At 69.1% G+C, this 12,217-nt stretch carries 10 protein-coding genes; 4 read left to right on the forward strand and 6 right to left on the reverse strand.

The genetic code is table 11. The features are described 5' to 3' along the window. Positions 1-137: 137 nt before the first annotated feature. Positions 138-575: an RDD family protein gene (locus ASE16_RS14445; protein WP_055896189.1), complete on the forward strand. Its 438-nt coding sequence runs from the start codon at positions 138-140 to the stop codon at positions 573-575. A gap of 110 nt (positions 576-685) precedes the next feature. Here the strand turns inward: ASE16_RS14445 and ASE16_RS14450 are convergent, their stop codons facing one another. The 3 genes from ASE16_RS14450 to lipB are packed head-to-tail and all read right to left on the reverse strand — an operon-like array spanning position 686 to position 3,067. Then, the gene (locus tag ASE16_RS14450) at positions 686-1,384 is read right to left on the reverse strand and encodes a DUF4191 domain-containing protein (protein WP_055896192.1); all 699 of its coding nucleotides are present in this window, start codon (positions 1,382-1,384) and stop codon (positions 686-688) included. 49 nt (positions 1,385-1,433) lie between these two features. Then, entirely contained in the window at positions 1,434-2,423 is a 990-nt protein-coding gene (lipA, locus tag ASE16_RS14455; protein ID WP_055896193.1) for a lipoyl synthase, read from the reverse strand. After that, entirely contained in the window at positions 2,420-3,067 is a 648-nt protein-coding gene (gene lipB, locus ASE16_RS14460; RefSeq protein WP_055896196.1) for a lipoyl(octanoyl) transferase LipB, read from the reverse strand. The genes lipA and lipB overlap by 4 nt, the downstream gene beginning before the upstream one ends. A gap of 110 nt (positions 3,068-3,177) precedes the next feature. On the opposite strand from lipB, the gene ASE16_RS14465 reads away from it, so the two are divergent. Continuing rightward, a complete protein-coding gene (locus ASE16_RS14465; protein ID WP_055896199.1) occupies positions 3,178-5,019 on the forward strand; it encodes a hypothetical protein in 1,842 nt (613 codons plus the stop codon). On the opposite strand, the gene sucB is transcribed toward ASE16_RS14465, so the two are convergent. The 3 genes from sucB to ASE16_RS14480 all read right to left on the reverse strand — a co-directional run bounded on the left by sucB (position 5,020) and on the right by ASE16_RS14480 (position 9,680). Next, positions 5,020-6,600, reverse strand: a complete 1,581-nt coding sequence (gene sucB, locus ASE16_RS14470) for a 2-oxoglutarate dehydrogenase, E2 component, dihydrolipoamide succinyltransferase (protein ID WP_055896201.1) — start codon at positions 6,598-6,600, stop codon at positions 5,020-5,022. It abuts the gene before it with no gap. 64 nt (positions 6,601-6,664) lie between these two features. Next, positions 6,665-8,038, reverse strand: coding sequence for a dihydrolipoyl dehydrogenase (gene lpdA, locus ASE16_RS14475; RefSeq protein WP_055896205.1), 1,374 nt, complete (start codon positions 8,036-8,038; stop codon positions 6,665-6,667). Positions 8,039-8,147: 109 nt separating this feature from the next. Beyond that, a complete protein-coding gene (locus tag ASE16_RS14480) occupies positions 8,148-9,680 on the reverse strand; it encodes a leucyl aminopeptidase (RefSeq protein ID WP_055896208.1) in 1,533 nt (510 codons plus the stop codon). Positions 9,681-9,809: 129 nt separating this feature from the next. Between ASE16_RS14480 and ASE16_RS14485 the strand changes: the two genes are divergently transcribed. Continuing rightward, a complete protein-coding gene (locus tag ASE16_RS14485) occupies positions 9,810-10,742 on the forward strand; it encodes a proteasome assembly chaperone family protein (RefSeq protein WP_055896211.1) in 933 nt (310 codons plus the stop codon). A 28-nt stretch (positions 10,743-10,770) separates the two neighbouring features. Continuing rightward, positions 10,771-12,111 (forward strand): MFS transporter, encoded by a 1,341-nt coding sequence (locus tag ASE16_RS14490; protein WP_055896214.1) that lies wholly within the window; start codon positions 10,771-10,773, stop codon positions 12,109-12,111. Positions 12,112-12,217 lie beyond the last annotated feature (106 nt).

Below are 12,217 nucleotides of genomic sequence, written 5' to 3' on the forward strand. Positions count from 1 at the left end.
GGAGGACTCCCAAAAATGGATTGAGGTGGTGGACTGCACCTGCAGCCCAAGACCCAACGTAGGGGGACGGAGTTTCCCCGGGGTGACGCAAATGTTTCCGGCGTGTTACGCATACCCGTGGCCGGTAAACTCGTCCAGTGCCCCAGAACCCGCAATCGTCCAGCAACGGCAACATCGCTCCGAGTCGCTATCCCGGTGAACGACTGGGACTCCCGGAGTCCGGCAGGGGGTCCGTCGGCCGCGTAGGGCGCCGGATCGGCGCCATCGTGATCGACTGGGCGATCGCCTATCTTATTTCGTTCGCGTTCTTCCGCGTCGACGGAATCGCGAACGGCTGGGCCACGACGGGCATCTTCGTGCTCATGCAGATCGTCTTCATCCCGACCATCGGCGGCGGCATCGGCCACCGGGTGTTCGGGATGCGCGTGGTCGCCATCCGCGGAGGCTGGGTCGGCCTGTGGCGCCCCGTCGTCCGATCGCTGCTGCTCGCGGTCGTGATCCCCGCGCTCGTCTGGGACTCCGACCAGCGCGGCTTCCACGACAAGATCGCCGGCACCGTCCTCATCCGAGCCTGACGTACTCCGTCTCGCCCGCCAAAAGATCGAGTCCGAAGTTATTCACGCGACACGCCGGTCGCGGGCGTGAATAACTTCGGACTCGATGGATGCGCAAGGAGGGCGGGTGGTTAGCGTGCGCGCTGGGCGCGGACCTTCATCGGGTCGATGCCCTTCGGGATCGGCATGGCGTTCTCGAGCGACTGCAGACGGTTGCTGATGGCCATCACCTCGGCCTTGGTCAGCGTCGGCTTGATCTTGGCGAGCACGCGCGGGATCTTGTGAAGGGGAGTGGCGTCCGCATCCGGCCCGACGCTGATCGTCGTGACGGGCACGTTCGGAAGCACACGGGTGACCTTGCGGCGCTCCTCGTCGATCATCCGCTGGGTGCGGGTCTTCGGACCCTCGCTGATGAGGACGACGCCGCCGCGGCCAGTGGCACGGTAGATCGCATCCTGGGTCTTGCCGTTGACGGCGACCGGCATCTCCGAACCGCGCCAGCTGCGCTTGAGCGAGCTGCGCAGCACGGCGCCGACCGCTCCGGGCTGGCCCTCGATCTGCGAGTACGCGGCACGCTCGGCGCGGCGACCGAGGATGATGAGGCCCACCAGCACACCGGCGAGCACACCGGCGAGGATCCACATCGCCATCGTGAAGCCGTTGCCGTCCGAGAGGAAGATCGCGAGCAGCACGCCGACGATGATCGGCAGCACGATGCCGCCCACGATGTACAACACCGCCCGGTTGTCGTAGCGGCGGGTCATCTGGAAGACCTGCCACATCTGCTTGAGCCGACCGGGCTCCTTGGTGGACTTGTCCTTGCGTGCCATAGTCACAAGGATACCGGCTCCGCTGCCCGCGCAGTGACGTTGTTCGCGGTCAGGATACGGCCTGCGCGAAGCCGAGCGACGCATCCGCCAGATGACGGAGCTGTTCCGGCACGTCGCGGCCTTTCGCCTGCATCGACTGCGCCCACAGCCGGCCTGCCCTGTACGAGGAACGCACGAGCGGACCGGCCAGCACGCCGAGGAAGCCGATGGCCTCCGCCTCCTCCTTCAGCTCCACGAACTCGTCTGGATGCACCCACCTGGCCACCGGCAGATGCCGAGGGCTCGGCCGCAGATACTGGGTGATCGTGATGATGTCGGTGCCTGCATCGTGCAGGTCGCGCAGAGCCTGGCTGATCTCCTCGCGTTCCTCGCCCATCCCGAGGATGAGGTTGGACTTGGTGATGAGCCCGGCGGCGCGTCCCTGCGTGATGACGTCGAGCGACCGTTCGTAGCGGAATGCCGGCCGGATGCGCTTGAAGATGCGCGGGACCGTCTCGACGTTGTGCGCGAACACCTCGGGTTGGGCTGAGAAGACCTCGCCGAGGTAGTCGGGGTTGCCGGAGAAGTCCGGCACCAGGATCTCGACGCCGGTGCCAGGGCTCTGCCGGTGGATCTCGCGGATCGTCTCGGCGTACAGCCAGGAGCCTTCGTCGTCGAGGTCGTCGCGGGCGACGCCGGTGACGGTGGCGTAGCGCAGGTCCATCTTCGCCACGGACTCGGCGACGCGACGCGGTTCGTCTGTGTCGTAGTCCGCGGGCTTGCCTGTGTCGATCTGGCAGAAGTCGCACCTGCGGGTGCACTGGGCGCCCCCGATCAGGAAGGTCGCCTCCCTGTCCTCCCAGCACTCGTAGATGTTGGGGCAGCCGGCCTCCTGGCACACCGTGTGCAGTTCCTCGCTCTTCACGAGGCTCTGCAGTTGCTGGTATTCGGGCCCCATCCTCGCCTTGGTCTTGATCCACTCCGGCTTGCGCTCGATGGGGGTCTGGGCGTTGCGGATCTCGAGGCGCAGCATCTTGCGCCCCTCTGGCACTGCGCTCACGCGGCGGTCTCCCGTTCGGTGTCGAATTCTCTGTCGAAGCGGGCCACGATGAGGGGCACGACGTCTTTCGGGGTGACCGTGCGGCCGAGCACGCGGCTGATCGAGGTGATCCCCGCATCCCGGATGCCGCACGCGACGATGGCGTCGTACGCCTCGAAGGTGTTCGAGCAGTTGAGCGCGAAGCCGTGCATGGTGACGCCCTCTGCGACGCGGATACCGATGGCGGCGATCTTCTCGTCGCGCTGGACGCCGCGGATCCACACCCCCGATCTGCCGTCCACCCGCTCGCCCGTGACGCCGAGTTCGGCGAGCACGTCGATCAGGATGCTCTCGAGTCGCCGGACATAGCCGACGACGTCGATGGGCTCGGAGAGATGGAGAATCGGGTATCCAACGAGCTGCCCTGGCCCGTGCCAGGTGATCTTCCCTCCGCGGTCGACGTCGATGACGGGTGTGCCGTCTGTCGGCCTTTCGTCGGGCTCCGTGCGTTTGCCCGCGGTGTACACCGAGGGATGCTCGAGGAGGATGACAGTATCTGGCGCCCGGCCTGCAACGACATCAGCGTGCATGGCACGCTGCTGCTGAAGGGCCTCGGAATACGGCACGGAGTTGGCGCTTAGCCCCGTGACGACGTAGTCGACCACGCAGCCAGTCTATGTGGTCACCGGTTCTCCACAACTCGGGGGCGGTGCGCGTTGTCCACGGATACGCTGCGCGAGCTCCAATGCGCTCCCGGATGCTCTGAAATGGCGTCATGCCGAACGAACCGAACGCCGTCCACCGCGCACGCGGCACCCTGTCTCGAACCCCCGACCTCGCCCGCCTCGCCGCCGCCCGCGCCAGGGAGCGGGGGTGGCGGACGCTCACGACCCTGTCAGTGGATGCGCGGGAGCTCCGCCAGGTGGTGCTGCTTCCGGAGCGCCCGCATCCCGTAGTGCTGTGCGCGCGGGTGCGCGCCGCCGCCGCGCCAGGCTCCGCGTGGGAGGCGGCGGCGCGCAGGGAGGCGAGGTCGGAGCACGTCGTCGGGGTACTGGCGGGGCTGCCGCCCGACGGAAGCGTGGAGACGGATCGGTCAGGCACTGTCGAGTTCCTGATGCTGGAACACGCTCAGGGCGGAACGCTGTCCGCGCTGCTCGATCGCCGCCGGATGGTGAGAGCGGACGAGGCAGCGACCATCCTGATCGGCACCGCCTCCGGTCTCGGCGCCCTGCACGAGGCGGGGTGGGCGGTGGGCGGCCTCACCGCCGACGGCATCGCGTTCCGGCCGGACGGCTGCCCAGCCGTCGACGGGCTCCGGGATGCGCGACCACTCACCGACGCAGACGCTCTGTCGGACCGCCGCGCGTATCGCGCCATCGCCGAGCGGCTGTGCACGCTCGTTCCCTCACCGGGCGGCTGGCGCTTGCTCGACGCGGTGGATGCCGCGCTCTCGGTCCCTGCGCCGCACGCCGGATCTAATGCCGGCCCGTGGGAACGGGCGATCTCCGGTGTGCTCGCGGTGGTCGAGCCCGGCGTCGTGCGCCTGGGGGAGGACGTGGACGCGGCAGGAGCGACTGCGGCAGGGATCGGGGCGGCAGGGATGCGTGCGATGGGCGGTGCTGCCAGGGAGGTCGGAGCTCACGGGGCGGGTGCGGCTGTCGAGTCGCACGCAGAGTCCGCACCGGTCGTCGGCCTGGGCGCCGGTGGGGAGGGCAGCCGGACACCTCGGCGGACGCACGGCGAGCTCGTCGCTGCGGGGCTGCGCGTCGCCGCCGATCATGCCCGGCGCTCGGCGGTGCGACGTGATCAGCAGCGTCGGCCGGAGACCGACCTGGGAGGGGCGGAGACGCTGCCGCACCGCTCAGCCGCCTCCGCGCTCTCCCCCTTGTCGGCATACGAACCGGTCGCGGCGGTCACGGACGTCCTCCTCGACGGACGGCCCGTCGCACACGTCACAGGCCGACTGCGCGCCTGGCTGGCAGTGCGCAAGAAGCTCGTGGCCGTTGCGGTCGCTCCTGTCGTCGCCATCGGTGCCGTCCTCGTGCTCCTCCCCGGCCCGGCCGATGCGGACGGTGCGGGAGCGGCCAGCGATGCCGTGGGAGCGGGTGGAGCGAGCGGGACACGATCGGGTGCGCCGGCGGCGAGGACGGGATCGGGGCGGTCCGGGCCGGCGCCGGAGGATGAACGCACGTCCTCACCGTCATCCTCGCCGTCGTCGTCGTCGTCCTCGCCGTCGTCCCCGCCGTCATCTTCACCGCCCGGGGTGCCAGGCGCCGCAGGTGCGCCCGTGGGCGGGGAGCCCGTGGAGGCCGCTCCCGTGCTGCTGCGTGCCCGCCATGCGTGCTTCGCGGCGAAGGCGCGAGAGGCGGCCTGCCTGAACGACATCGTGCAGGCGGGGTCGCCGCTCGCGGAGTCCGATCGCGCCGCGCTCGACGGTGCCGTCCTCGCAGAGGGGTTCGACTACGCCGGTGCCGCCGTGGAGCTCATGCAGCGCTGGGGCGACGCCGCGCTGGTGTCCGTGGCACCGGACAGGGCTCGCACGCCGAAAAGCGAACCGGCCTCGCTCCTGATGGTCAGGAGCGAGGCCGGCTGGCGACTGCGGGAGGTGTTCCCGTGATCAGATGCCGAGGTTCGCCTCGAAGTTGCCGCCCTCGAGACGGTTCTTCACCGCGACGAGGAAGCGGGACGCGTCGGCGCCGTCGACGATCCGGTGGTCGTACGAAAGAGCCAGGTAGACGGTGGAACGGATCGCGATCGAGTCGGTTCCGTCCGCCGAGATGACGACGGGGCGCTTCGTGACGATGCCGGTGCCGAGGATGGCCACCTGGGGGAGGAACACGACGGGCGTGTCGAACAGCGCGCCACGCGAACCGGTGTTGGTCAGCGTGAACGTGCCGCCCGCGAGCTCGTCGGGCTTCAGACGGTTCTCACGGGTGCGCTCTGCGAGGTCCGCGATCTCCTTGGCGAGACCGGCGAGGTCGAGCTCCGAGGCGTTGCGCACCACGGGGGTGAGCAGGCCGCGCTCGGTGTCGACGGCGATCGACATGTTCTCGTGGTCCGGGTAGACGATCGAGTCGCCGTCGATGGTCGCGTTGATGACGGGGTACGTCTTCAGCGCCTCGGCGGCGGCCAGAGCGAAGAACGGGAGGAAGGACAGCTTGACGCCGGTCTTGGTCTGGAAGTCGGCCTTGACCTTGTCGCGGAACGCGGCGACCTTGGTCACGTCGACCTCGACCACCGAGGTGAGCTGAGCGGACGACTGCATCGAGACGACGGCGCGCTCGGCCACGACCTTGCGCAGGCGCGACATCGGCTGCGTCGTGCCGCGCAGCGGCGACACCTCAGGCGCCGGTGCAGCAGCAGCGGTCGACGGGGCAGCAGAAGCAGCGGGAGCGGCAGCCGCGGAGAGGATGTCCTCCTTGCGGATGCGTCCGCCGACACCGGTGCCGGTCACGGTCGACAGGTCGATGCCCTGCTCGTTCGCGAGCTTGCGGACGATCGGGGTGACATACCCTGCGTTGCCGGCGTGCGCGCCACCCGAGGATGCGGGAGCTGCGGCAGGAGCCGACGCCGCGGCAGGAGCCGGAGCTGCGGCAGGAGCCGGAGCTGCGGCAGGAGCCGGAGCTGCGGCAGGAGCCGGAGCTGCGGCAGGAGCCGGAGCGGCCTCGGCGGCCGGAGCTGCGGCGGGCGCGGGTGCGGCAGCCGGTGCCGGCGCCGCGGCGGGTGCCGGTGCGGCTTCCGCTGCCGGTGCGGGAGCAGCAGCGACGGGCGCGGCCGGTGCGGCCTCAGCAGCAGGTGCGGGGGCAGCCTCTGCGGCGGGCGCAGGTGCAGCCTCCGTTGCCGGTGCCGATGCGGCCTCAGCGGGCGCGGCCTCGGCCGGTGCGGCCTCGGCCGGTGCAGCCTCAGCCTCGGCGGGAGCGGCCTCGGCGGCGGGAGCGGCCGGAGCCTCGCCTCCGCCGGAGCCGTCGCCGATCGTCACGAGCGCAGTGCCCACCTCGACGGTCTCGTCCTCCTGCACCAGGATCGCCTCGATGACGCCCGCGATGGGGGAGGGGATCTCGGTGTCGACCTTGTCGGTCGAGACTTCGAGCAGGGGCTCGTCCACCTCGACACGGTCGCCAACGTTCTTCAGCCAGCGGGTGACCGTGCCTTCCGTGACACTCTCGCCGAGTGCCGGGAGGCTGACGGATTCGCTCATGAGCTTGTCTCCTTCAAACCAATTCGTTCAGTAGTTTATTGCAGTCGCGCCGACCGGCGGCGGACTAAAGGGTGTGCAGCGGCTTGCCTGCCAGGTACAGGAACGCCTCGCCCAGCGACTCGTTCTGCGTGGGGTGCGCGTGGATGAGCGGGGCGATGTCCTCCGGGTACGCCTCCCAGTTCACCGCGAGCTGTGCCTCGCCGATGAGCTCGCCGACGCGGGCGCCGATCATGTGGACGCCGACCACGGGGCCGTCGATCACGCGGACGACCTTCACCGAACCGTTGGTGCCGATGATCTCGCTCTTGCCGTTGCCGGCCAGGCTGTAGTCGTAGCTCGACACCTTGTCAGCGCCGTACTGCTCGACGGCCTTGGCCTCCGAGAGGCCGACAGAGGCGACCTCGGGGTCGCAGTACGTGACCTTCGGGATGTTGACATCCGGGACGATGATCGGGTTCAGGCCCGCGATCTCCTCCGCGACGAAGATGCCCTGCTGGAAGCCGCGGTGAGCGAGCTGCAGGCCGGGGACGATGTCGCCGACCGCGTAGACGCCGGGAACGCTGGTCTGCAGACGCTCGTCGGTGATCACGAAGCCGCGGTCGAGGGTGACGCCTGCCTCCTCGTAGCCGAGGTTGGCCGTCGACGGGCCACGGCCGACGGCGACGAGCAGCAGCTCGGCGTCGACGGTGTCGCCGTTCTCGAGCGTGACGACGACGCCGTCGTCGTTCTGGGTGACGCCGGAGAACCGGACGCCGAGACGGTAGTCGATGCCGCGGCGGCGGAACGCGCGCTCCAGCGACTTGCTGATGGTCTCGTCCTCGTTGGGGACGAGGTGCGGGAGCGCCTCGATGATGGTGACGTCAGCGCCGAAGGACTTCCAGACGCTGGCGAACTCTACGCCGATGACTCCGCCGCCGAGCACGGCGACCTTCTTCGGGACGAAGTCCAGCTCGAGGGCCTGCTCGCTCGTGATGACGCGGCCGCCGATCTCAAGACCGGGGAGCGAGCGCGAGTACGAGCCCGTCGCGAGGATGACGTTCTTGCCGACGATGGTGTCCTCGCCGACCTGCACGGTGGTGGGGGAGGTGAGACGACCCTCACCCTCGATGACCGTGATCTTGCGAGCCTTGACCAGGCCCTGCAGTCCCTTGTACTTCTTGGCGACGATGCCCTGGCGGTACTCCGTCACACCGTTGATGTCGATGCCCTGGAACTCGGTGACGATGCCGTACTTCGACGACTCGCGCGAGTAGTCCGCCACCTCGGCCGCGTGCAGCAGCGCCTTGGTGGGGATGCATCCCCGGTGCAGGCAGGTGCCTCCGACCTTGTCTTTCTCGATCATCCCAACGGTGAAACCGAGCTCGGCCGCACGCAGCGCTGCTGCGTAGCCTCCACTCCCACCGCCGAGTACCACAATGTCAAAGTTCTGCTCAGACACCCAGCTACTCCCTCGCGCATCAAGATTCGTGACACGACCCTGCCCCGAGGGGTCACTCGTGGGCAGGCGTTTGAATGCGGCAAGAATTTTTCTTGCCCATACGACCCTACTACTTCCGGGAAAAGTCCTCGGCCAACCGGATGAGCGCTCGCACCGTGACGGCGGTCGGTCCCTTGCCGGTGAAACCGTATGGAGACGCAGGTCCCTTGGCCGGCCCGGCGATGTCGAGGTGGGCCCACGGGATGCGCGGCGAATCCTCAGCATCTCCTGTGCGTCCGACGAACTCCTGCAGGAAGACGGCTGCGAGCAGCATCCCGCCTGCGGTGTTGCCAGGGTTCGCGTTGGCGATGTCGGCGACCTCGGAGTTGATGGTCGCGCGCAGCTCGCCGGGCAGCGGCATCGGCCAGAGCAGTTCACCGGACGCCTTCGCGGCCTCGACCACCTCGCCGACCAGGGCGTCGTCTCCCATGACGGCGGCGTAGCGGGTGCCGAGCGCGACCATCGCAGCGCCGGTGAGCGTCGCGACGTCCACGATCGCGTCCGGCTGCTCCTCGCTCGCCGCGACCAGTCCGTCCGCCATCACCAGACGGCCTTCCGCATCCGTGTTCAGCACCTCGACGGTCCTGCCGCCGCGGATGCGCAGTACGTCATTCGGCCGAATCGCCGAGCCGGACGGCATGTTCTCCGCGATGCAGAGCCAGGCCGTCACCTTCACGGGGAGGGCGAGCCTGGCGGCGGCGAGCACGACGGCCAGCACCGTGGCGGCGCCGGTCATGTCGTACTTCATTCCGACCATCCCGGTCGGCGGCTTGAGCGAGAGCCCGCCGGTGTCGAACGTGATGCCCTTGCCGACCAGCGCGAGGTGCTTCCCGGCTCCCGCGGGCGCGTAGGTGACCTTGACCAGTCGCGGCGGCCTGGCGGAGCCCTGGCCGACCCCGAGGATGCCGCCGAAGCCGCCTGCTTCGAGCTGCGTCTCGTCCCACACCCGCACGTCGACCGGTAGCCCGGCGGCGGCGCGCTCTGCGGCGTCGGCGAGGGTCGCCGGGTAGAGGTCGAGCGGCGGCGCGTTGACGAGGTCCTTGACGAGCGCGACGGCCTCTGCGGACGCGACAGCGCGGGCGACGAGAGCGTCAGCCCCGGATGCGTCGTCGCCGGATGCGCCGGCAGGCATCCCGACGACGTCGATGGATGCGACAGGCGCCTTCACCGACGCCTTCGACGCCTCGCGGTACTCCGTGAAGGCGTACGAGCCGATCGCCGCGCCCTCCAGCGCGGCCGCGAGCTGCTCGTCGCCGTCCGTCGGCAGGGCGACCGTCACCGCGGCCGTGCCGGCCAGCTGGCGGATTCCGCTGCCAGCGGCGTACCGCAGCGCGTCCGCATCCACCGGCTCCGGCAGTCCGATCACCGCGAGCGATGGGCCCGTCCCGCTGCCAGGCAGCCGCACCAGCTCGTCCTTGCCGCCGCCGAAGCCGACGGCCTGGAGCTGCGCTGCGACATCGCCAGCCGCGCGCACGACGTCTTCGACGGCCGAGGCGGCCGTCACGACGATCGAGCCGCCGGATGCGCGCGCGCCGATCAGGAGCACGTCGCCTGCCGGGGAGACGACGGAGGAGGACGAGAGCGAAAGAGAGGGGACGGTCATGCTTCGAATCTAGCCGTTCGGCCCCGGTGCGCCAGTGCGGTGGGGGTCGGGGTGCGTGTTCGCTGTGGGCGTGCGACTTCGAAGCCCGTTCGCAGCGTCGGGCCGGAACGGTCGGCCTAGAGTTGAAATATGCATGATCCGGCCGAGCTGTACGACCTGAACGAGCCCCTCTCCGAGGTGCCGGAAGGGCTCAACCTGGTCGCCGGTCTGACCGGCTTCGCCGACGCCGGTTCCGGCGTCACCCAGCTCGGCACCTATCTGCTCGGCACCCTCGACAACGAGGTCGTGGCCACCTTCGACACGGACATCCTGCTCGACTACCGCGCCCGCAGGCCGATCATCTACTTCGACCAGGACCACCTCACCGACTACCAGCCGGCGTCGCTCAAGCTCTACCTCGCGTACGACGAGCTCCGCCAGCCGTTCCTCCTCCTCTCCGGGTTCGAGCCGGACTTCCAGTGGGAGCGCTTCACGCAGGCCGTCCTCGACCTCATCGACAGGCTCAAGGTCAAGTCGGTCACCTGGGTGCACTCCATCCCGATGCCCGTGCCGCACACCCGTCCCATCGGCGTCACGGTCAGCGGCAACCGCACCGACCTCATCGACTCCATGTCCATCTGGAAGCCGCACACCCAGGTGCCGGCGAACGCCCTGCACCTGCTGGAGTTCCGGCTGCAGCAGCTCTCGTATCCGATCGCAGGGTTCATCCTGCTCATCCCGCACTACCTGGCCGACACCGAATACCCTGCGGCGGCGATCGCGGCGCTCGACAGCATCAGCGCCGCGACAGGGCTGATCTTCCCCACCGACCGGCTGCGTCAGGAAGACAGGGAGTTCGTCGCGAACATCGACGAGCAGGTCGACCAGAACGCGGAGCTCGGCCGCCTGGTCGGCACTCTCGAGGAGCGGCACGACAGCTATATGGAGGACAACCAGCTCCGGTCGCCGCTGACCGACCGCGACGGCGAGCTGCCGAGCGCGGACGAGATCGCCGCCGAGCTGGAGAACTTCCTCGCCTTCCGTCGCCACGGCGACGAGGAGAACGGCCCGACCGCATCCTGAGGCACCCAGGCGGTAATACGCTGGTGAGGTGAATTCGCGGCGCTCCTGGCTCATCTTCGTGGTCGGCGTCTTCGCGTACCTCGTCGCTGTCATGCAGCGCACCAGCATCGGCGTCGCCGGGGTCTCCGCCACGGAGCGCTTCCACAGCACGGCGTCCGTGCTGTCGACGCTCGCCGTCGTGCAGCTCATCGTCTACGCCGCCATGCAGATCCCGGTCGGCGTGCTCATCGACAGGGTCGGCTCCCGCACCCTGATGGCGGTGGGCACCGCACTCATGATCGTCGGTCAGGTGACCGTGGCGTTCGCGCCGACCATCGGGGTCGCGATCATCGGGCGCATCCTGGTCGGGGCAGGGGATGCGACGGTCTTCACCTCGCTCATGCGGCTGATCAACTCGTGGTTCAGGGGGAGGCTCGTGCCTCAGCTGTCCCAGTGGATCGGCAACATCGGCCAGCTCGGTCAGGTGCTGTCCGCGATCCCGTTCGCGCTCATCCTGCACCAGGCCGGCTGGACGACCGCTTTTCTCAGCGCCGCCTCGCTGTCGGTCATCGCGCTGATCGGGATCGTCGTCGCGATCTCCGACCGCCCGGTCGGCTCGACGGAGGGACCGCGCCCCGCGAGCTGGGGTGAGTCGCTTCGCCAGTTGCGGATCAGCCTCGCCAGACCCGGCACGCAGCTCGGCTTCTGGTCGCACTTCGTCACCCAGTCCTCCGGGACCGTGTTCAGCCTGATGTGGGGGCTGCCCTTCATGGTGTTCGCGCTCGGCATGGACCCTGCGGAGGCCTCGGGACTGCTGATCGTCGCCGTCGTCGCCGGACTCATCTCCGGTCCGATCCTCGGCGTGCTGACGGCGCGGTATCCGCTGCGCCGCAGCAACCTCGTGCTCGCGATCGTGGCGATGATGGGCGTGGTCTGGGCCGTCGTGCTGCTCTGGCCGGGGACTCCGCCGCTCTGGCTGCTGATCGTGCTGCTGGTCGCCATCGGGATCGGCGGCCCAGGCTCGCTGATCGGCTTCGACTTCGCGCGCACCTCCAACCCGCTGCACAGCCTCGGCTCTGCGAACGGCATCGTCAACGTCGGCGGTTTTCTGGCCAGCTTCGTGATGATGTTCCTGATCGGCGTCGCCCTCGATGCGCAGAACACGGCGCACATCGCGGCGGGAGGCGCGGCCGACCTCTACGCTCTCGATTCGTTCCGCTGGGCGTTCGCCATCCAGTACCTGATCGTCGGCATCGGCGTGGGCTTCCTCATCCACGCCAGGCGCCGCACGCGCCGCCTGCTCTCCGAGGATGAGGGAATAGAAGTGGCCCCGTTGTGGGTTCTACTCTCCGACGCGTGGAAGAGGCGCGGACGAGGGGTGGCAGGCTGACGGACCGGCAGGACGGCAGCGCAGGGCGGATGGCGCACGTTTGGTCGGGGGTGCCCATGAAACGTGCAATAATTGTTGATCGGACCCGTTCATATCCAGGGGCTCG

This window comes from Leifsonia sp. Root227 (assembly GCF_001428745.1).
Classification (GTDB): Bacteria; Actinomycetota; Actinomycetes; order Actinomycetales; family Microbacteriaceae; genus Leifsonia.